General features: G+C 39.0%; 17 protein-coding genes, 2 tRNA genes and 1 pseudogene. 15 read left to right on the plus strand and 5 right to left on the minus strand.

The window, feature by feature from the left end; genetic code table 11:
* The first annotated feature begins 25 nt into the window (after positions 1 to 25).
* Positions 26 to 565: a mechanosensitive ion channel domain-containing protein gene (locus EGC86_RS14480; RefSeq protein ID WP_102036968.1), complete on the plus strand. Its 540-nt coding sequence runs from the start codon at positions 26 to 28 to the stop codon at positions 563 to 565.
* A gap of 69 nt (positions 566 to 634) precedes the next feature.
* Here EGC86_RS14480 and EGC86_RS14485 read toward each other — a convergent pair whose 3' ends face one another.
* Together EGC86_RS14485 and EGC86_RS14490 are read right to left on the minus strand one after the other, a co-directional pair.
* On the minus strand, positions 635 to 1,372 hold the full coding sequence (locus EGC86_RS14485) for a dienelactone hydrolase family protein (protein WP_123778021.1): 738 nt from the start codon (positions 1,370 to 1,372) through the stop codon (positions 635 to 637).
* Positions 1,373 to 1,472: 100 nt separating this feature from the next.
* On the minus strand, positions 1,473 to 2,462 hold the full coding sequence (locus EGC86_RS14490) for a 2-hydroxyacid dehydrogenase (protein ID WP_123778022.1): 990 nt from the start codon (positions 2,460 to 2,462) through the stop codon (positions 1,473 to 1,475).
* Positions 2,463 to 3,027: 565 nt separating this feature from the next.
* Here EGC86_RS14490 and EGC86_RS14495 point away from each other — a divergent pair.
* The 5 genes from EGC86_RS14495 to EGC86_RS14515 all read left to right on the plus strand — a co-directional run bounded on the left by EGC86_RS14495 (position 3,028) and on the right by EGC86_RS14515 (position 9,269).
* Positions 3,028 to 3,447, plus strand: a complete 420-nt coding sequence (locus tag EGC86_RS14495; protein WP_011636005.1) for a hypothetical protein — start codon at positions 3,028 to 3,030, stop codon at positions 3,445 to 3,447.
* A gap of 32 nt (positions 3,448 to 3,479) precedes the next feature.
* Positions 3,480 to 3,770: a hypothetical protein gene (locus tag EGC86_RS14500; protein WP_011636004.1), complete on the plus strand. Its 291-nt coding sequence runs from the start codon at positions 3,480 to 3,482 to the stop codon at positions 3,768 to 3,770.
* Between the two features lie 94 nt (positions 3,771 to 3,864).
* A complete protein-coding gene (gene rluA, locus EGC86_RS14505; RefSeq protein WP_123778023.1) occupies positions 3,865 to 4,542 on the plus strand; it encodes a bifunctional tRNA pseudouridine(32) synthase/23S rRNA pseudouridine(746) synthase RluA in 678 nt (225 codons plus the stop codon).
* Between the two features lie 100 nt (positions 4,543 to 4,642).
* A complete protein-coding gene (asnC, locus tag EGC86_RS14510; protein ID WP_011636002.1) occupies positions 4,643 to 5,104 on the plus strand; it encodes a transcriptional regulator AsnC in 462 nt (153 codons plus the stop codon).
* A gap of 292 nt (positions 5,105 to 5,396) precedes the next feature.
* A complete protein-coding gene (locus tag EGC86_RS14515) occupies positions 5,397 to 9,269 on the plus strand; it encodes a S8 family serine peptidase (protein ID WP_123778024.1) in 3,873 nt (1,290 codons plus the stop codon).
* Positions 9,270 to 9,371: 102 nt separating this feature from the next.
* Here EGC86_RS14515 and EGC86_RS14520 read toward each other — a convergent pair whose 3' ends face one another.
* Complete coding sequence (locus EGC86_RS14520) at positions 9,372 to 10,070, minus strand: hypothetical protein (protein ID WP_011636000.1); 699 nt, start codon at positions 10,068 to 10,070, stop codon at positions 9,372 to 9,374.
* Positions 10,071 to 10,980: 910 nt separating this feature from the next.
* On the opposite strand from EGC86_RS14520, the gene EGC86_RS14525 reads away from it, so the two are divergent.
* The 5 genes and pseudogenes from EGC86_RS14525 to EGC86_RS14545 form a co-directional block, all read left to right on the plus strand.
* Entirely contained in the window at positions 10,981 to 12,513 is a 1,533-nt protein-coding gene (locus EGC86_RS14525) for a flavocytochrome c (RefSeq protein ID WP_123778025.1), read from the plus strand.
* A 69-nt stretch (positions 12,514 to 12,582) separates the two neighbouring features.
* Positions 12,583 to 13,785, plus strand: a complete 1,203-nt coding sequence (locus EGC86_RS14530; protein WP_123778026.1) for a DcaP family trimeric outer membrane transporter — start codon at positions 12,583 to 12,585, stop codon at positions 13,783 to 13,785.
* A 137-nt stretch (positions 13,786 to 13,922) separates the two neighbouring features.
* Positions 13,923 to 14,180 (plus strand): cytochrome c3 family protein, encoded by a 258-nt coding sequence (locus tag EGC86_RS14535; protein WP_165871062.1) that lies wholly within the window; start codon positions 13,923 to 13,925, stop codon positions 14,178 to 14,180.
* 198 nt (positions 14,181 to 14,378) lie between these two features.
* On the plus strand, positions 14,379 to 16,016 hold the full coding sequence (locus EGC86_RS14540) for a sigma-54-dependent Fis family transcriptional regulator (RefSeq protein WP_123778028.1): 1,638 nt from the start codon (positions 14,379 to 14,381) through the stop codon (positions 16,014 to 16,016).
* Between the two features lie 692 nt (positions 16,017 to 16,708).
* A pseudogene (locus EGC86_RS14545) lies at positions 16,709 to 16,834 on the plus strand (IS5/IS1182 family transposase); the annotation flags it as partial.
* Positions 16,835 to 16,887: 53 nt separating this feature from the next.
* Here the strand turns inward: EGC86_RS14545 and EGC86_RS14550 are convergent.
* The gene (locus EGC86_RS14550) at positions 16,888 to 18,357 is read right to left on the minus strand and encodes an SAM-dependent methyltransferase (RefSeq protein WP_123778029.1); all 1,470 of its coding nucleotides are present in this window, start codon (positions 18,355 to 18,357) and stop codon (positions 16,888 to 16,890) included.
* A gap of 752 nt (positions 18,358 to 19,109) precedes the next feature.
* On the opposite strand from EGC86_RS14550, the gene EGC86_RS14555 reads away from it, so the two are divergent.
* Together EGC86_RS14555 and EGC86_RS14560 are read left to right on the plus strand one after the other, a co-directional pair.
* Positions 19,110 to 19,185: transfer RNA gene (locus tag EGC86_RS14555), tRNA-Glu, on the plus strand.
* 165 nt (positions 19,186 to 19,350) lie between these two features.
* A tRNA-Glu gene (locus EGC86_RS14560) sits at positions 19,351 to 19,426 on the plus strand.
* 71 nt (positions 19,427 to 19,497) lie between these two features.
* Here the strand turns inward: EGC86_RS14560 and EGC86_RS14565 are convergent.
* Complete coding sequence (locus tag EGC86_RS14565; protein WP_123778030.1) at positions 19,498 to 19,983, minus strand: hypothetical protein; 486 nt, start codon at positions 19,981 to 19,983, stop codon at positions 19,498 to 19,500.
* A 570-nt stretch (positions 19,984 to 20,553) separates the two neighbouring features.
* Here EGC86_RS14565 and EGC86_RS20900 point away from each other — a divergent pair.
* Positions 20,554 to 20,694 carry a hypothetical protein gene (locus EGC86_RS20900; RefSeq protein WP_165872425.1) on the plus strand — a complete coding sequence of 47 codons (141 nt, stop codon included), beginning with the start codon at positions 20,554 to 20,556 and terminating at the stop codon, positions 20,692 to 20,694.
* A gap of 95 nt (positions 20,695 to 20,789) precedes the next feature.
* Complete coding sequence (locus EGC86_RS14570; protein WP_123778031.1) at positions 20,790 to 21,068, plus strand: hypothetical protein; 279 nt, start codon at positions 20,790 to 20,792, stop codon at positions 21,066 to 21,068.
* Positions 21,069 to 21,171 lie beyond the last annotated feature (103 nt).

Consider the following 21,171-nt stretch of genomic DNA (forward strand, 5'->3'; position numbering starts at 1 on the left):
CTTCATTATTTGACAGGGAATTTACATGCTTAACCAGTTGCTGATGTGTATTGTGTATTTAGCGGTATTTTTGTTTGCTCAGCGCCAAGTGAGTAAATGGATTAGGCAACAAGCTGAGAAAAAACAGGTTAACGAAGTGCGCAGTCGCTTAGTGACTCGGCTTATTTCTTACTTTATGTTTTTTGTCACAATCTCAATCATGGCGATATCGCTCGGTTTAGGTTATCAAGAGGTATCGTTATTTGTCTCTTCGGCGTTTGCCGTTTTAGGCGTGGCATTATTTGCCCAGTGGTCAATCCTCAGTAACATTACCGCTGGGGTACTAATATTTTTTGCTTTTCCGTATCGCATTGGCGACAGAATTAGAATTGTTGAAAAAGACGAAGATATGTCTGGGGTGATTGTAGAAATCGCATTATTTCACATTTTAATTAAACGCGAGTCCGGTGACGTGATGACTTACCCTAACAGCCTGCTATTACAAAAAGGGGTTATAAAACTGCCAAATGAAATGCCAGCAAAGAAAGTACAGCCGATAAAACGTGTGATACCTAAACGTAAATAACCGTTATTTCCTGCACATTCAGACACAAAAAAGGCGCATTTAGCGCCTTTTTGATTGTATCTTACATAGCTAGTTTAATACTCGATGAAAAAATGCCACCGCTTGTAAATACATTTGCAACGCTAAAGCGGCATCGAAACGCTCGCCTTCATCACGCATAAAAGCGTGTTGAGCGTTGACTTCAAGCCAAGTAAAGTTTGCATTTACCTGCTCAAGCTTTTGATAAATAAGCTTACGGCCTTCTTTAGTGACATGCGGATCTTGCTTACCAAACACCATCACCAACTCGCCTTTTATATCGCCAGTACGGGTTAATGAATCATTGCCTACCTGGCAAGGTAATGTGTTTGAATGAATGTCGGTTGGGTATAAACAAAAAGCACCGCTGATGTCTGGATTAAGTGCGGTGCGGTAAGCTAAGTGACCACCGATACAAACGCCCATAGCGCCCACTTTGTCGCTGCAAAATGACTGAGCCCGAGCAAAGTCGACTAATGCTTGAGTATCGCTGTCATGTTGCTCTAATGGTTTGGCCCACTTGTCTGCATTACCTTTATCTTTACCAGCTTCGTCATACGCCAACACGGTTCCGATAGGATTTAGCTCATGAAACACTTCTGGTACTAATACAACAAAACCATGACCAGCTAAGATTGCCGCTGAGCGAGCAATAGGCGCGGTTTGCTGAAATATTTCTGAGTAGAAAATAATGGTCGCAAATTGGCCTTTAGTGTCTGGACGATAAAGCGTGGTACGCATTAAGCCCGTAGCCGTTTTAATGTCGTGGATTTCTGTTGTTGTAATCATAATGTTCCATTTATTTTGCTCTGCGCCTAATCTTTATCAGGCTGGACAGAATGTGATTATAGTTTATGAACTCGTAAGTATTCAGGTTAACCCATGCGAATTAAAACAGCTCATTATTACAAGTTTGCCCAGTGGTCAACTGCGTCACATTAGTTAATGTTGTTGAGGCTATTGCATTTAATGCTTCTTCAGTTAAAAAGGCTTGGTGACCAGTAAAAATCACATTATGACAAGCAGACAAGCGACGGAAGATATCATCTTGAATAATCTCATTTGATTTATCTTCGAAAAATAATCCTTTTTCATTTTCGTATACATCTAGCCCTAACGAGCCAATCTGGCCATCTTTTAACGCTTCCATGGCATCAAATGCATCAAGTAATCCGCCGCGGCTGGTATTAATCACCATCACGCCTTGCTTCATTTGATTGAAGCTCACTTTGTTGAGTAAATGATGATTATCTTTAGTCAATGGACAATGCAAACTAATGATATCGCATTGAGGATACAGGCTTTCTAATGGGACATATTCGACGCCTAAGTCGATTACCGCTTGGTTTGGATAAGGATCGTGGGCGATCACTTTACAACCAAATCCGAGTAAAACTTTAATGGTAGCTAAACCAATTTTACCTGTGCCTATTACCCCAACTGTTTTGCCAAACATGTTAAAACCGACAAGACCCGATAAAGCAAAATTGGCGTCACGAGTACGTTGGTAAGCTTTATGAATTTTACGATTTAAGGTCAACATTAAGGCCACCGAATGCTCGGCAACTGACTCAGGTGAATATGCTGGTACATTAACGACTTTCATACCGAGTCGCTCGGCAGCGATTAAATCAACATTATTGAAACCGGCACAACGCATGGCAATAATTTTTGTACCGCCTTTTGCCAACTCAACTAACACTTCTTCACATAAAGAGTCGTTGACGAACGCACACACAACTTCATAGCCTTCTGCTAATTTTACGTTTTGCATGCAAAGTCGGTAATCAAAGAATTCAATATCAACCTTAAAGGTTTCGTTAATACTATTGAAATGGCGGATGTCGTAAGGCTTTGCGCTAAAAAATCCAATTCTCATAAGGCTCCAAATGCGTTAATGGCGCTATCGCGATCGTTTACAACGATTTACCGCAATAGTCGCGCTCAAAACAGAAGTTAATTGTATGTGAATTAACAGTTATTGTCGTCAATATCACACGGGATAAAGATGAAATTGTGATCCAGGCTAGGCCTTGCGAATAGCAACAACAATAATCACTCTGCGGTATAGTTTGCTGGTAACGCCAACAAAAAATAACCGTTTAGCGTTATACATTCCTTTCTATATAAGCACGGATTTAGCCAAATTATCTGGAGCAGTATTCACGATTAAAGTGATGCGGCAGCAAACTAAACATAGCGAATGTCGATTTCATTTGTTCATCAACATATTCTCATTTCACTCTACTTCAAATAATCTAGAGTAGAGATGCTCTTAAGAGATACCTAGTAAGCTAGAACACATGATAAAGAACATCTACTTAAGGCATTCATTAATTAAATTGAATAATCACATTGAAAATGAAAAAAACTGCTGTACCCATCACTGTTTTAACGGGGTAAAATTGCTAATGTTACCGCAATGTTAATCTAACAACGAAACTATGAATCAGAAAAAAAACTTGCCAGTATCAGACCGTCGATTTTGGATTGAACGGATAAGCAAAACTGCACTCAGAGCACTACATATTATTGGTGTAGTGGGCAGTGGTGGTGGCATAATATTTAATCTTGAGTTATCTCTATGGTTGAATTATTGGCTTGTTGCAATCATATCCGGTGTATTACTAATGAGTTGGGAAATCATTAGAGATTGGCGCTGGCTGATACAACTCAAAGGAGTGTTAACCCTACTAAAAGTGATATTGCTAGGTTTTTTTATTCAAATAAGTCAGTGTCATTCTGAATTAGTCATCTTTATTATTTTATTATCTGTTATTGTATCTCACGGACCTGCTGGATTACGCCATTACTCGGTAGTTCATCGAAAAGTGATTCAGAGCAAAAAAGAAATAAAAGGCTAATACGCCACAACAGATGACTTTAAGGACATGGGATGTTCCCTTACCCAGATCAATATCGCGTTGCTATGCCGCCAATGACTACCGCTTTGATGGTAGTTTGGGCGTTGATGACTCATGCCATTTTTACTGATGCCAGTCCATTTTCACTTTATCCATTGTTAGCGCTATTTCCGACAGTTATTGGTGCGCATCTATATTTAATTTGGCAAGCAAAAGGTATGAGTCGTCTTGATCAATGCTTTTATGCGTTGGTACATATCCCACTCGCATTTGTAGTGTGGACATTCACCATCATGCACGTCAACGGTAATGCATTCTCTTAAATCGTTATTTTAGTCTCCCAGCAATACCATTCTATACTTGCACATCATAAGCCCTAGCGGTATCTTTGCCGCGAATTGACTCACGAGAGCAACTATGGCTGATTTCATTTACAACCCACCTACCACCCCTTGGTTAGATATTGTGTATCAAGACAAGGATATTCTGGTCGCAAATAAGCCCTCTGGACTACTTTCGGTTCCAGGAAGAGAAGCTATTTACCATGACAGTATTTATTCTCGAGTTTTAGCTGAACATCCAAATGCACAAATTGTACACCGATTAGACATGGCAACCTCTGGAGTCATTGTCGTCGCACTACGGCGCAGTGCTGAACGAGAATTAAAACGTCAATTTCGTGATAGAGAAACAGCCAAAACCTATTTTGCTCGAGTGGCTGGTCATATGAAATCCAATATCTCGAGAGTCGATTTACCACTAATTTGTGATTGGCCTAATAGACCCAAACAAAAAGTCGACCACACAGTTGGTAAGCCTTCGGTGACGTTAGTTGAAGTCGTGAGCTATGGTGCTAAGTCTACATTAGTCAAACTCACTCCTATTACTGGACGCTCACATCAGCTTCGAGTTCATATGATGGCATTAGGCCACCCTATTCTGGGTGATGGATTTTATGCCGATCCTTTAGCAAAAAGCTTATCACCTAGATTACTCCTTCATGCAGCGGCATTATCGATAACTCATCCTTACTCTCAGCAAGTAATGCATTTTGAGTCACCCGTCACGTTCATGACTCCAACGGCGGATCAATAACAAAATTAAACATTGTTAATAACCATGCTAATTTTAGTAGCTATTATGCAATGAAAGTCGTAAATTTATGGCCAATTAATGGTTTATTAGGCTTTATACAGTGGATAGCTCATTTCAACGTGATGAATTAGACAATCATATTCTCACCGCACTTATGCAAGACGCCAGAACACCTTTTGCGGAACTGGCGAAACGTTTTAATGTCAGTGCTGGGACGATTCATGTTCGCGTTGAAAAAATGAAACAAGCAGGCATTATTACTGGTGCGCAAATTACCGTAAACCCCAAAGCGCTCGGTTATGATGTTTGCTGTTTTATCGGTATCAACTTGAAGAGTGCTGGCGATTATCCCGCTGCTATTGCCAAGCTAAATGAATTAGAAGAAGTAGTGGAAGCGTATTACACCACCGGAAATTACTCGGTATTTGTAAAGGTAATGTGCCAATCTATCGATGGATTGCAGCATGTGCTGATTAATCGTATTCAGTCTATTGATGAAATCCAGTCTACAGAAACACTTATTAGCCTACAAAATCCCATCGTAAGATCTGTAAAGCCATAGATCATGGAGGGCTAAGTAGCCCTCAAGCCCTGCATCAACCCCTAAATTGTCAACTCCCACTAGTGAATAACACAACGTCAATCACAAACCAACACATACTTATTAACAATTAATTGCCGACTTTTTAAGTTACAGTGTTACTTTTGTTAAATCTTTGTGCTACAAATGCTACTGATGCGCCATAGAGTGCAGCAAAAAACCGAAAATATTATAAACACCATCACTTAATATTCATCGTGTTACAGCGATATCCCCCTCAGATTGAGTGGTGTCTAAAAACAAGGAAGAAGTTGTGAAGACAAAATTAGCCCTAGCCATTTCGGCAGCACTAATATCAAGTGCTACTTATGCAAATACTCAATATAGCTCTAACCATGCAGGCATTGAACTGCTTTCAGCTGACCATCATAAAAAACCTGCGATAAAAATTAACAATGTCAAAGCTCCTCAGCGTTATATCATTGAGCTAGAATCACCTGCTGTTGCAAAATATCAAGGTGGTATTTCAACTTATGCCTCTACCGCTGTTAAAGATAAAAATAGCAAATTAGATATTCAATCAGCTCCAGTTAAGAGTTATGCGTCTCATCTTAAGGCCGAGCAAGCTGCATTTACAAAAGCCCTTTCAAAGGTTGCTTCAAATGCTAAAGTTGAACGTCAATTTACAACATTATTTAACGGTGTCACGATTGTTGGCCAAGGGTTAACTGTTGAACAAATAATGGCTATTCCAGGAGTTATCTCTGTATATCCTGAAGCAATGTACGAAATAAACATGGATGCTTCACATGAAATAATCAACAGTGAAGCTATGTGGAATGCTGTAGATGGCATGGAAAACGCTGGTAAAGGTATCCGAGTTGCCATTATTGATGGTGGTATTCGTCCTGAAAACCCAATGTTCTCAGGAGAAGGTTTTGAAGCGCCAACAGGTATGATGCCAACAGATGACTACTGTTCAACGGTTGATAGTTCATTTTGTAACGACAAACTGATTGTTGCACGTTGGTCGCAACCTACATTCCAAGTCTGTCCAGATGAATACATGAGCCCACTAGGATTTGGTGGTCATGGTACTCACGTTGCTGGTACAGCTGTTGGTAACAAAGTAGAAACAACATTCCAAGGTGTTGACGTTACATTATCAGGCGTTGCTCCAGCTGCATATTTAATGGCTTACAAAGCACTTTATTCTAAAGCTGACTGTACTGGTGGCAGTGGTTCAAACATCATGTTAATGGAAGCATTAGAGCATGCTGTTAATGATGGCGCAGATGTCATTAACAATTCATGGGGTGGTGGCGCTGGCGCAGATCCTTCAAGTAGCCCATACAAAACGATGTTTGAAGCTGCCGAAGCTGCAGGCATTGTAGTGGTAAGTGCTGCGGGTAATGATGGTAATACAGCAAAAACAGTAGGTTGCCCTGGTTGTATTGAGTCTGGTATCACAGTGGCTAACAGCACTACAGGTCGTTACTTCGCTAACAGCTTCAATACTGGTGGTGATGATTTGTTAGCGATTCCAGGTTCAGATACTGAAATTGATATGGACATCACAGGAACTGTTATTTCAGCACTCAATATTGATGCCGAAAACTTTGAAGGTTGTGAACCATTCGCTGCAGATTCATTTAAAGATGGTATAGCACTGATTTCACGTGGTACTTGTAACTTTAGCAATAAAGTAACTAACGCTGAAGCTGCTGGCGCAACTGCCGTTGTTGTTTATAACAACCGTGCTGGTGCACCAATCACCATGTCAGTGCCGGGTATTACCTTCCCTTCAGTTATGATCGGCCAAGATGACGCCATGGCGATTTTAGATTCAATGGGTGATACCGCTACTCAAGGTACTATTGGCGCTGACATTAAACGTATTATGGCCAGTGGTCTTGCAGATTCTATCAATGAATCTAGCTCTCGTGGTCCAAATGGTAATGAAAATATTCTCAAGCCAGACCTAGCTGCTCCAGGGACTAACATTTTATCGGCCTTCTCACCTGATGATGGTGGAGAAGACTTTAATATGATTTCTGGTACTAGTATGGCTAGTCCACATGTTGCAGGTGCAGCAGCGCTTTTAAGTCAGCTACATCCTACATGGTCAGCAACTGATATTAAGACCGCGCTAACATCTACATCTAAAATGGACGGCATCCTAGATGACGACTCATCAACACCAGCAACACCTTTTGCTATGGGTGCGGGTCGTATGGATTTAGATGCTGCAGCAAAAGCAGTGTTAACATTTGATAAGCCTTCTATAGCTGCAGATTCATGTGTTGGTATCTGTACCTTTACTCGTACGGTTTACAACAAGAGTGATGAAAAATCATCTTGGGCGCTTTCTGCAAGTTCTGGTACTGCAGGCCTAATGATTTCACCTTCAACACTTGAACTTGAAGCGGGTGCATCAGCAACCTTCACTGTCACTGTTGATTCAACATTTAGTGAATATGGTGACTGGATTTTCGGTAATGTCATGATTAGCAGCACTGAAGGAAAGCAAAATGCTCACCTTCCATTGGCTGTACTCGCTAAAGAATCAAGTGATTCATCATTAATATCAGCTTTTACAACCGACACTGATATTTCTGTTGCAGATCCTTTCACAATAAAATCTGTTGTGAATAACACTATGTTTGAAAACACGGTAACTCTGACGGCTACGACTCCTAAAGGCACTAAGCTTACATCAAAAGATGATGTATCTGTGGTCCTAAACGGCGCCTCGCAAAACGGACTATCTGTTGATGAAAACACGGGGGTTATCACTTGGGTTGGTTCAATGGATTTACCTGAAATGGTCACGACTAGTGGCACTGGTACATATCCAAATATTACCGCTCTTGGCTTAAGTCAAACACCTGCTTGTTTAGACGGTTGTGATGAAAATACACTTGTATATGGTGTTCCAGCTTATAAATACAATGGCCAAACTTATACCTCAATTTCGATCTCTCCTAATGGTATTGTGATTCCAGGTAGTAGTTCAGCCGCAGGTACTTATGCCAATAAAGAGCTGCCAGATGGCTCAAATCCTAATAATATTGTTGCACCTTTCTGGTCTGACTTTGATTTAAGCGATGGCTCTGGCGATGTTACTGATACTGGTGGTGGAGCACTCTCTCTTGGTGTCGTGAACACTGGAACAGATTCATTCTTAGTTGTTGAATGGAATGATGCACAGCTTTGGGGAGATCCATCAGGTGATCAGTATAGCTTTAGTGTGTGGTTCAAAACTGGCGATACTGAAGAAGTCACATTCAATTATTACGATATTCCTGGTATGCCAGCTAACGTAACGATTGGCGCTGAAAACATCGGTGGTAACATAGGTACAACTCATTACTTTAACGGTGTAGGCACATCTGTTACAGATGATGATTGGGTAGAAGTTAAATCAACTACAGCAGGTAGTGTTGAACTTGCTTATAAAGCAATGGTTACTGAGTTTAGCTTCGGCCAAGCTGACGCTCCTTCACTTGATGAAGATACTTCTATGGAAGGTAATGTATTAGATAATGATACTAAGCCAGACCAAAAAGTAGCTCGTACTCAAGTAACGGGTGATGGCATGACGGCTAAGGCTCAACGCTTAATCGATGTGTCTCCAGTTGGGAAATTAGACACTGTTGTTCTTGTTGATGAAGTGACTAATGGCGAACTGACGTTAGCAGCAGATGGTGCATTTACTTATACACCAACTGCAGACTTCACTGGCACCGATACATTCTCTTATACATCAACTGATGAAGAAGGGAATTTGAGTACGCCTACACAAGTTGTTATTACTGTTAATAACGTTAATGATGCCCCAACGGTTGCGCCTTCAGGAATGAATAGCGCTGGTGGATTCGTAGTAACAGCAAAAGCAAATGGTAAAGACATCGATGGTGATGCTTTAACTTATAATTGGGTTCAAACTGGTGGTAAGAGTGTTAGCTTTACTAACGGTGGTCCATCAATTCTGTTTACTGCTCCAGTTGGTGATGACACCTTCACTTTCACAGTAACCGCATCTGACGGTGAGCTGACAAGTGCACCGGGTACAGCAACCATTAATGTCACCGAAGAAGTAGAGCAATCTTCTGGTGGTTCTATGGGTTGGTTAACTGCACTATTACTTCCATTAGCTGCATTACGTCGTCGTAAGCACTCATAATAGTAATCATTAATTTGGCATTGCCAAATTAATATAAGAAAAAACCAGCTGTTATCAGCTGGTTTTTTTATGGTATAAAAATATGAAACTAGGTAGCGTTAGTTATTCATTTTCATCCGATTCATCAGCATGAGCAGAAGCTTCAAACTGCTCTACATTCGCCAATTTCCCAAACCAGAAATCTGAACTCACCATCTTAAACTGACGAGATAAACCTTCACTTGATACTAATTCTAGCTTCCACAATATCCCTAAGGCTTCTGGAAATTGCGTACCGGTAATTTGGTCTTCATATAATCGATGTAAGAGCGCATCGGGAGATAACCCAGATGCGAGAAGACGTACCATTGATGCATGTAATGATTCATCAAAAATAGTTAGCTCTGCTGCGTCAGCTGCTGTGACATTAACCATAAACTCAACACCGGTAGGCTCGGCAAAAACACCATTAAATGCTTCTCTCAATAAGGCATAAGCGCTAAAAAAACCTTCATGGAGCAAGCAATCAGAATATTCTTCCCACATTCTGTCACCGATCATGTCATTACTTAATTGATCAATTTTCCCTTCAGTCAATTCACTGAATAAATGCGTCAAGACGATTTTAGCTGCTTCATTGGCCTCTAAATCATTTAGAGACATCATGCACATTTCTCTAAGTTCAGTAGCCTCCATTCCTTCTAGGCCATCATCTAAGCCCATAATAGCCATCAACTGAAGGTAGTCTTCATTTGACCAAGCATTCGGGATCTTATTGATTTTACGAAAAGAACCAATTTGAACATTAAATTGTGCTTGCATGGAAACTCCTTCTTATAAGCGTCAAAAGTGACGAAGACAGGTCAAACTAATACCCAACATGTACAATCGCAATACTGTATACGTGCAAAAACAAACCATGACGTATCGATAGAGAACTAAATAAATATAAAGACATGATTCATAATGCTTTATTAAAAATAAAATATATTAACAATTATATTAAACTTTGTTTATATGATATAAATTTAGCTCATAAATGAAACAAATCACATTTTATCTTGAATAGTAATAGAATTAGATATGACTAAGAAAATCTATAATGATTCACACCTTTTATTCGCCCCTAACTCTGCATGTTAACTTTATTAGCAAAATCACTACGCCCCCTCATGATCAGTTATCCATGCTAACAAGCTGACTGACTATCCAAGAAGCTTCACATTTTAAAAGCATGGACAAAAAAGATAGGTTTTATCAGTACCACCACGACACTCATAACTGCCGACATAGTTTGTGGTAAACACTACAGTCCTAACTTTCCTCTTAACTTATTTAAAGCGATAACCGTTTGCCTGATAGTTGGCCTCAACTTGGAATAATAAATGATATATCACAATCCGTTGCTCCACTAACAGTGTTGTATCAAGATTCAATAAGCTCGCTATAGAAGCGCCAATACGGCTTGTCAGCAAAACAAAGGCGTGATCTGTATCAATTATAAGTAAAACCCTCGATACATTATTGTGAGAAATTAATTCTCAACAATACAGTAATCAACATCACATATTATAACTTTACCTAAATAAATCAATTAATTAAAAACAAAAAATAACTGGCACATTACATGCTCTTACTTTAATGCTTACATTTTCAAACAAGAAAATGAATAAACAGGTTAATAGGTAAATATTCACCTCGTTTAAAAATCATTAATATTAAGGGGACGATAATGAGTACAGACACTAAAACAAATCTATCAAGACGCCACTTTTTAAAAGCAACCAGTATTACCACCGCAACAGCTGGATTAGCTTTATCCGGCTTTGCTTCTGCCAAAACAGAGTCAAGCTGCACATCATTACCAGATAAATGGGATGAGACCTATGATGTCGTTGTTGTCGGTAGTGGATTTGCAGGTTTATCTGCCGCCATCGAAGCTAAAAACGCTAAATCATCAGTTGTGGTACTTGAAAAAATGCCTGTTCCTGGTGGCAACTCAACCATCAATGGTGGCGGTATGGCCGTCGTCGGCAGTGATATTCAAAAAGCCAATGGTGTAACAGACTCTGTTGATGCAATGCTTGCTGATATGTATAAAGCGGGTCTTGGTCTTAACTACCCTAAACAAGCACGTATGGTTGCCGAACAATCTAACGATGCATTTGAATGGTGCCGAGATTATCTTGGTGTGAAATTCAAAGAAAAACTCGCACAATTCGGCGGGCACTCAATCCCAAGAACACATACCACTTATAACCAATCTGGTTCAGGTATCGTGCACCCAATGTTAGAAAAAGCAAAAGAACTAGGTATCCCACTCAAAAAGAAAGTCTTCGTAAAACGCCTAATAAGCAATAAAGAAGGCAGAATTGTAGGACTTGAGGTGATCACTAAATTCAAGCCTGGTAAAGAAAACTCTACTGCAACACATTTCATCAAAGCCAATAAAGGCGTTGTGATGGCATCTGGTGGCTTTGCTGCCGACGTGGTTTATCGCTCATCCCAAGATCCTAGATTAACAGAAGAGCTTGCAACAACAAATCACATGGGAGCCACTTCTGAATGTTTAAAAGAAATGATCCGTGTTGGCGCAAATCCAGTGCAACTTTCTTGGATCCAATTAGGGCCATGGGCTTCACCAGATGAAAAAGGCTTTGGTCTTGCTCCTATTTTCGCTGCTTACTCAGCCTTTACTCACGGGGTGATGGTTAATCCTGAATCCAGTGAGCGTTTCGTTGACGAACTTGCTGACCGTAAAGTGCGTGCCGATGCCATTATCAAAACCGGTAATGTCGCCGTCGCGATTTGTGATGCAAAAGGAGTCAAAGCTTCTATGCATGTTATGCCTAAGCTACTTGATCGAAAAGTAGTACATACCTTTGACACCATTCAAGCCCTAGCTGCTCACTATAATATGTCGGCTAAAACGCTAGAGGCACAAATACAACGTTATAACAGCTATGTTTTAGCAAAAAATGACCCTGAGTTTAATAAACCGTTCTCAATGAATCAGCAACCAATTGTCGAAGCACCTTTCTATGCTGTTCGTTTATGGCCTAAAGCACATCACACAATGGGCGGTGTTGAAATCGATACAGAAGCAAGAGTCATCAACATTGCCACACGAGAAACCATTCCAGGATTGTTTGCATGTGGTGAATCGACAGGGGGCACCCATGGCGCTTGTCGCCTAGGTACTGTAGCCATTCCCGACTGCATCGTGTTTGGTCGTATTGCCGGTAAAAATGTAGCAAAAGCATAACAACTATAACGACTGGGCAAAATGCCCAGTCGACGAATATTGATGAACTTATGAAAGAGAAAAATCATTATGAATAAATTATATGCACGTAAACCATTAGTAACAGCTGTCGCTATTGCAATACCGCTTATGCTTGGCACGGCCTCGGTTAATTCGGCAGAATTTGATATCGCAGACACTAAAGTGACTGTCGGTGGTTACGCTAAATTTATGCTGAATTACGATACCGACGGTACGATAACGGCCCCATTTAATGGCGATCTTTATAGTGTTTATACCACTCCAATTGATGGCTCTGCCAACGCAGAAAAATCGGATTTACACATGACGGCAAGAGAAAGCCGCTTATTCATTAAAACCGCATCAGAAAATAAATATGGCACATTAAAGACTTATGTTGAAGGAGACTTTTTTGCCGACATCGATAGTGATGGCCCAACTTGGTCTAATAGTAACGGCTTCAGGATCCGCCATGCATATGGTGAGATGACCATGGGTAAACACGTGGTTCTAGCGGGGCAAACATGGTCTAACTTCATGGATTTTGCAGGCATCATGCCATCGATGGATTTCGCCACCGATCCTGGAACCACGTTTGTCCGCCAGCCTCAAGTTCGCTACCAATACAATATAGGTAAAGGTCAATACACTTCAATCAGTCTTGAAAACCCAACGCTTGGACTAACAGCCGCAGGCCCTTATACCCTAGTCAATAACGGTTCAAGTGAAGATGTCATGCCAGATATTATCGCCAAGTACTTTTACGCTAATAGTAGAGTTACTTTTTCACCGAGAGTCGTGATCCGTCGATTTGAACTAGAAGGTGATGATGCTTTTGGTTATGGCCTAGCATTAAACACTAGCCTTAAATTTGGAGACGGTCATAAGGCAGTTCTCGGCTTAATGTACGGTGATGGTATTGGTCGCTATGCTGGTCTAGGTTTTAATGCCGGTGCCGGTATCAATGCTGATGGGGAAACAGATACCTTAGAATACAGCAGCATTACTGGCGGAGTCGTTTTTGCGCTTCAACAAAATATGCGATTAGCCATTGGTGCAGGTTATTCAGAACAAGACGAGAAAGGCCTTGAAGACGGTATTCTTACTGAATATGCCAATAAAACAGCCTTCTCTTGGCATACCAATCTATTTTGGAATATTACACCGGATATTGAATGGGCAGTAGGCGTCACCATGGGTGATGTCGAAAACATGGCCGATAAAGAAGGTGATATGACACGCTTTCAAACTTATGTGAAATATACCTTCTAACAAACCAATATTGCAGCGGTGATAGCAAAAACCGCTGCGTGTTCTCTGACTGGATGACCATTATGGACAAAAAACTGATATTAACGTTACTTACTGTACTCACGCTTTTTTTTACACACTATGCAAGCGCTAAAACAATGAAATCCCACCACAAAAATGCGGGATTGAACTGTGCAGATTGTCACATCAGCAAACCTTTTGAAGCAGCACCAATGGAACAGTGTTTAACGTGTCACGAATTACCGCAAAAAAAACAAGACTATCATGGTGCCCCCGACAAACATGACTCACCTCATTACGGCGTAGAACTTGAGTGTGAGAACTGTCATGCAGAACATGAAACGTCAGAAAACTTTTGTAATAACTGCCATGAGTTTGAATTTAACGTACCTTAAATAATTAACATGTCCATAATTTTTTAATTATAAACAAGTCACTACAAATAACGCCTTAGACATATTTAAGGCGTCTCCCCTCTTTTTAGTCAGTAACAATTAAGATACTTTTTTAAATCATATAAGTAAGAAGACCCTCACTGAAATGCAACATTAGTGATGTTACGCTCCCTACAACAGTTAAATAGATGGATGTAGATGAAAACATCACAATTAGATCTTCGTGAACTCCTAGCATTTAAACCTCATGGCGGCACAATGAGTTTTCTTGGCCAAAGAGCATACCTTACGGACATGGTATCTCACGGTATGCTCAGAAAAGAGTTACTCAAGACCATAGGGGAAAAAGCTACACGAACGATAATAACTCGTTCTGGGTTTATAAGAGGTTGGCTATTAGCAGAACAAATAAAACGAAAAATGCCTGAAGTATGGTCAGAAGCACGTCAGGGGAAATTAGGTCCAATGATTTGCTCTATGTTTGGTTTTGGCGAAGTACTTACGAGTCAGCGCACCGATGGACTGTCAGACGCCCCACTGGTTGAAACTTACTTTATTGGTTCATATGAAGCCGATCAGGAACTTCGTTTAAATGGACAATCTACTGATGTCGCTTGTTGGGAGCAAGTGGGGTTCGCAAGCGGTTATGTTTCAAATGTACAACAACGCACAGTTTATTTTATTGAGCCAGAATGCCAAGCAAAAGGCGACTGTCACTGCCGCCTAGTCGGAAATTATATCGATCAATGGGGTGATGAAGCCTTACCCCTTCTGCAATATTATAATGGGATCAACAACGACAACATTAAATCCGAAGTACAAGACATATTAAAAATTGAAGAGTATTTTCCTCGAGACTCTAATATCAATTTAAGCGCTAAAAACAATTTTTCCCACAGTAGTTATCCCATTAGCAATAGCCATCCGATGCAAAAACTCATCGAAATGGCCATTAACGTGGCTAAGGTGCCCACATCAATTTTAGTCACAGGTGAAAGTGGCGTAGGTAAGGAGAAATTAGTTGATTTTATTCATCGCCACTCCGATAGAAATAATAAACCCTTACTGGCAATAAACTGCGGTGCACTAACTGAATCTCTATTAGACAGTGAACTATTTGGCCATGTAAAAGGCGCGTTTACAGGGGCTGAAAATAACAAAATGGGATTGATCGAAAGTGCCAACGGTGGAACACTATTCCTCGATGAAGTCGGCGAACTTTCTCCCTCAATGCAAACTAAACTACTGCGAGTGATTCAAGAAAAACAAATTCGCCGAGTGGGTGACAACAATATCAAAGATGTCGATGTTCGAATAATATCGGCAACCAATAAAGATTTAGAAGCAGCGGTTGAAGCAGGTGATTTCCGTCAAGACCTTTACTACCGACTCAATGTTATCGAACTCAAAATCCCTCCACTAAGGAATCGAGGAGAAGATATTTTACCCTTAGCGCGCTGTTTTCTGTCCGATTTCAATGAAAAACTGGGTAGAAAAATCACTGGTTTTAACTACAAAACAGCAGATTTATTACTCAACTACGACTGGCCAGGCAATATTCGTCAACTCGCCAATACGATTGAACGGGCGGTAGTGTTAAGTCCTGGGCCACAGATTATGCCTGAAGACTTACCAGAAGAATTTCATCAAAATATCACTAAACCATCGATAAATAATGGTATTAAACCACTTAATACCATTGAAAAAGACTATATAGTCTCGGTATTAGAAACCCTAAATAATAACAAAGCACTCACCGCCAAAAAACTCGGAATGAGCCTCGCGACCCTATATCGAAAGTTGAAAGAGTATGATGAACTTCAAAATTTCGATTAACATAAATCATTTAGTAAACGATTAAAAGACAGCGATATAATCTAAATCTACGTAACAAAGAGATAAAGATAGACTACCATCACGATGTTTTATTCACCGAGCAATCATTGCTCATCAATGAATAGATAATTGTACGACGGACATGAATCAAGCAATGAATACACTGGACATTAAGTTTGTTTGAATAACAAATAGATTAAGAGTTTTGTCATCTTGATGAGCTAAGAAGTTTCAGGTGCTATCGAGTCGACGTCGGGAAGGCTCAACATTGGTACCATGTTACAAACCAATCCAACAAACACGGCTACAAATAAGTCCATCTGATAGAAATAATAAAATCAATAAATCGCAGATATAAAAAAGCCCCGTTCAATTAAGAACGGGGCTTCCAAATGATGGTACCTGAGGTCGGACTCGAACCGACACGCCGTGAAGCAGGGGATTTTGAATCCTTGAAATTGAGTATGGTCTAATTAGAACTAAGTGTGTTTAGGTTACTGTAATGTACAATTAAGGTGTATCCAGTTGGTTTTAATTATTTGTCAGATACTCGCATAAGGCTCACATGCGTTGCTAACAGATTCTATGAATATACATTCAACAGTATCGAACGGCATTGTTGACTAAATAAGTGAACTTTTAAGGTTCGTTGCGTTCAGAACCTCTGAACACATCATAGGAATCGATACCAGATGGGAAAATCCAAGCAACGCATCACTAACTGGCCTGAATATAGCAAAGCATTGGTCAATCGAGGTCCACACTCTTTCTGGATAGATGAACAAGCGATGAAACAGTGGTGCTGCTCCGAGCATCATATATCAACAAGTTAATTGACAAAGTTATTTATTACATAGAAAACTCAAAAATGTTACTCGAAATTAAAAGTATTAACGTATTCATGATCTAAGCCGGCTTCAATTGCTATTTCCTTCAAGTTTATTCGATTGAGAAGAGCTACTGTTATTGGTCTTTTATTATCCGTGAACACGATTGAATTTATAAATTTTTTGCAGACTTCTGATGATAATAAGGTGTAAACGAGATTTGCTTCTTCTTTTGTTTCAAAGCCTAGCATATAACAAGTATCATCTAAAACTATCGCTTTATCATTGAATAACCCCACCTTTGCAAATGAAAAATTTTTATACATGCCTGAAATGGCTACCTTGTATGGTTTGAATGTGTAATCTCCAACACCAAATATTGAGAATCTAGGAGAGTTCTTGTAGATAGAACTTTTTCTACCATCGAGTTTTTCTGAGTTTTCAATAAGATATTGCCATGTAAGTGGAGCTATAGTTGATATATGATTAGTTTCATCACCAATTTTTTTTTGTGTTACAATCATAAATTTAACAGGAGGAGGGAGGATCTCTTTTGCTAAATTTGAACTTTTATACATTGGATAAACAAAATCTCGTTCTATATTAACCTTTTCCTTATTTCCATTTTCTAATTTGTCACCGTGTAACGTTAACTCCATAACCTTTGATGCATCATGTTTTACACCAGAACGCCATTTGAACTCTGAACCTTTATCAATATGACACAAATTAATATAATCATTAATGTTAGACACTAACCTACTATCAACAACTCCCATAATTTTGTATGGTTCATTCCAATTCTGAGCATTATAAACCTCACATCTGACACCGTTTTGTTGAAAGTCACAGCCACTCGCCTGAAAAAGACAAGCATCGACGGAAACATCAAAATGTTTTTTTGCATCAATTTCTTTAATTGAAATATTATTTATAGATAAATTGTTTTTATCGATAAATTGGATAAGCTTTCTTGCTACTGAAGTTTTAATAAGAAATGCGATTCCTGAATCGCTCCCAGAGATAATCTCTAATAGCTTTATTAGCATCCACTCTGAAATATCAAAGTTACTTTTTCCAGTCATAGCTTCCAGACCTTTCAAGCCATGGAAGTTAGCTTTTTCAGGAAGGTTTTGACTTGATAACTTACCAAGCTCTGAATTTGTAACCCAAGGTGGATTTCCTATAAATAAAGTTTTACCATTAAACTTCCCCTTATCCCATTCTATTTCAAAAAAATCTTGCTGTTTAACTAGGTTAACATCCTGCTCAAAAAGTTTATTTATTCTTTTATTGGCTTCCTCTGTATAAATTGGGTTTATTTCCCACCCTTCTAATTTTTCATGTGGAATTGATTGTTGGGCTAGTGAAATAAGGAATGAACCGAGGCCACACGTTGGCTCAATGATGAGTTCATAAGAATTAATATCACCTAAAGACGATATTACATTGGAAGATAATGCTAATGGTGTTTGAAAATCACCAAACTCAACTTTTTTTAATTTTTCAGTCAATTTAAGAACCTTAGTTAAATAGGGCGAAATCGCGAACGTTTTTTGAGCACTAACTGCTGGCTGGTTAAATGAGCTGAGCTTAAAGCGAACCACCGAAATTAATATACTTGAACGCAGTTCAAGTATATAGTTTAAACATACTATTCAAAAAAGAGCGCGCTCAAGCGGTTGCCCTACTTAGTTAAACCTGTTTGTTTATCAGTTAGATTAATATTCCACCGTATTTTAACTTACTTGGTACAGTTAAATAAATAATTTTGGTTTTTTTTGTCATAACGTCTATGTGAAATTCATCTTTGATACTTATTATTCTTCGACTTTACTGTTCCAGCTCTTACGTTCAGCAACCTACTCATCTTCAATCATACTCCGGTAATATTTTTAAGTCACACTAAACAATAGTCGTCACTACATGAATCCCCTTAGATGACCGCCTCTTACTTTAAAAAACTTTGCCGCAAATCATTAAAACTCTGATTTATTTAGCTTTTTACGACTTGGTCATAATATAACCTAATAAATGTGTAGATAGAGAAAATGATTGACTAATTATTTATTAGAACATAGAATGCGCACGCTTTCAGTCTTCAAGATTAAGTAAAACCTTACAGTTATTAAGATTTTACCCGATGACATTGACATATTGAAAATAAAATCCAGCAATCTAGGTCATGCTGGATTTGACTATATATTTGATTTATGGCGAAGCAAGTCAGTTAGAGGGTTATTTTAATTCTCTTGATGCAATATGTGTCCCTATCGTCTAGAGGCCTAGGACACCGCCCTTTCACGGCGGTAACAGGGGTTCGAATCCCCTTAGGGATACCACATAAAAAAAAAGGGTGTAGCGTACTAGGTCATGCTGTTTCCTTTGGCTTTAAAACTGCATATTGTTAAAGCTAAAAAAAAAGAATTGACTCAATTTTGAGTGAATAGTTAAGTTAATCTTTGATTTCCCTAACTCGATAGTCTTGATTGTTTTGCAATCTTAGTGTCCCTATCGTCTAGAGGCCTAGGACACCGCCCTTTCACGGCGGTAACAGGGGTTCGAATCCCCTTAGGGATACCACTTTAAAAAAAGTGACCGTTTTACGATCACTTGTCAACGCTATTAACTTGCAATGCAAGTCTGATTCAGCTTTAGAAATTTTGTATCATATCTCTAATTGCGTCCATCTTTCTAGCTTCTTTTCTCATGAATATTTCGTAGGCGCTCTTCAATCCTTTATAGAAAGTTTCTATATCTTGATTTTTATCGACAATGAGGTCTTTTGACATTTGTATGACCCCCCAACCTTGAGCTTCAATGGTTAGACAATCCCAGCTAATTTGATGAACAGGTACTAAGCCTGTATCACTTACGATTTCGATTTCTTTTCCCGTTTTATTATAATCTACAAAAATAAAGTATAATTCATTCCCCCCTTGCTCAAGCCACTTAATTAATCTTTTTGCTGAAATAATATTTGGGGAGTAGTTATTCTTTGCCAAGTTGTTACTTTTGACATTCACTGGTTTTTGTATATCATCGTTCAGTAAAAAATCACCAATTGCCTTCTTTGTTCCCTTTGCATATGCACCATGTTTTTTTGCAATTTCTATTTCGATTACTCTATAGTCGTCCATTGCCGTTCCTCTGCCTTATACCCTTCAAAGGGTGATTTGGGTTGATATTTACCACGTTAACAAAGTCTTATCTAATTAGCGTTAACATCCCATATTTTCAGCTCATTATAAAGCGCAAGTTCATATTTTTCAGCATTTAAAAAATACCTCAAATAACTTTCTTGTCTAGTTATCTGAGGTATTTATGAGTCAGCTGGCAAGTCCATAACCTAAATAAAATGCTGTAGATTCAGGTTTGAACACTTAAATACTCTCTGGCTTGCACAACCTGCAATGGTTGTGTAATTTCAATGCTTAAAATTACAGCATAGATACTGGGTAAAGTTAACAGGCCCTACCAGATAACCAGTTATTGGTTACCTTGCCATTTATGACTATTATTTGAGCAATGGTTTCAATAAGCTTCTCACTAGCCCACTTACAGTCATATCGCTTCCTTTTATGTAAGCCTTCAAAATAACAGTCTCCTCAGGACTTAAATAAAAAGCTTAATCGAACCTTTTTCGGATGTCGTAACTGCGGTCTACCACCAATATGCTCAGGGCAGAGTCTTCAAAAAAGGGAGTATCAGTGCAAAAACGCAAACGAGCATGGATGAAACTAACCTTCTTAGAGGCTGTTTTAAAAGCGGGATTTAGCGACATGTGTAAAAATCAAACACTCATGCGGTTGCCCTGCCCAATGAACACAGGTATTATCGTTAAAAAGTAAACATGAACTTTACGACAAGTTTTTTCAACCTTATTAAGGTTTCCAATCAATATAAAATATTACTAGCATGTTAAAATTACTTAATGAGGAGAATTATGAAATTCAATCAAGTTAAAACAGATGAAGATACGGTTATTACATCGCAAGTTGAATGTATGTTTGGTGATTACCCAGTGCTGTATCAAAAGTGGGTATATGATGGTATTGATGCAGAATCTTTGATTTTTTGTAATGAAGATATAGCAACAGTTCCACTTAATGATTTAGTTGAAGATATTAGAAAATCACCTTTGGTTAATTATCCCGAGAAAGAAATAACCACATCAATTAATGAGCTATATACATTCGTCAATTTTAATTTTAAAGTTAATTAATACCTGCTTATTTGAGGAATACAGACCCAATACAACATTAGATAGTCGCTGATTTAACCAATAACTTACAGGGCTATTAAGTAGAATTTAAAAAAACCTTTAA

Source organism: Shewanella frigidimarina (assembly GCF_003797125.1).
Lineage (GTDB): Bacteria > Pseudomonadota > Gammaproteobacteria > Enterobacterales > Shewanellaceae > Shewanella > Shewanella frigidimarina.

Bases quoted from the DNA above. Each gene is read 5' to 3' on its own strand.
- EGC86_RS14480 (WP_102036968.1), top strand. From the start codon at position 26: ATGCTTAACCAGTTGCTGATGTGTATTGTGTATTTAGCGGTATTTTTG.
- rluA (WP_123778023.1), top strand. From the start codon at position 3,865: ATGGCTGATTTCATTTACAACCCACCTACCACCCCTTGGTTAGATATT.
- EGC86_RS14570 (WP_123778031.1), top strand. From the start codon at position 20,790: ATGAAATTCAATCAAGTTAAAACAGATGAAGATACGGTTATTACATCG.
- EGC86_RS14500 (WP_011636004.1), top strand. From the start codon at position 3,480: ATGTTCCCTTACCCAGATCAATATCGCGTTGCTATGCCGCCAATGACT.
- EGC86_RS14495 (WP_011636005.1), top strand. From the start codon at position 3,028: ATGAATCAGAAAAAAAACTTGCCAGTATCAGACCGTCGATTTTGGATT.
- EGC86_RS14490 (WP_123778022.1), bottom strand. From the start codon at position 2,462: ATGAGAATTGGATTTTTTAGCGCAAAGCCTTACGACATCCGCCATTTC.
- EGC86_RS14485 (WP_123778021.1), bottom strand. From the start codon at position 1,372: ATGATTACAACAACAGAAATCCACGACATTAAAACGGCTACGGGCTTA.
- EGC86_RS14540 (WP_123778028.1), top strand. From the start codon at position 14,379: ATGAAAACATCACAATTAGATCTTCGTGAACTCCTAGCATTTAAACCT.
- EGC86_RS14525 (WP_123778025.1), top strand. From the start codon at position 10,981: ATGAGTACAGACACTAAAACAAATCTATCAAGACGCCACTTTTTAAAA.
- EGC86_RS14530 (WP_123778026.1), top strand. From the start codon at position 12,583: ATGAATAAATTATATGCACGTAAACCATTAGTAACAGCTGTCGCTATT.
- EGC86_RS14520 (WP_011636000.1), bottom strand. From the start codon at position 10,070: ATGCAAGCACAATTTAATGTTCAAATTGGTTCTTTTCGTAAAATCAAT.
- EGC86_RS14565 (WP_123778030.1), bottom strand. From the start codon at position 19,983: ATGGACGACTATAGAGTAATCGAAATAGAAATTGCAAAAAAACATGGT.
- EGC86_RS14535 (WP_165871062.1), top strand. From the start codon at position 13,923: ATGAAATCCCACCACAAAAATGCGGGATTGAACTGTGCAGATTGTCAC.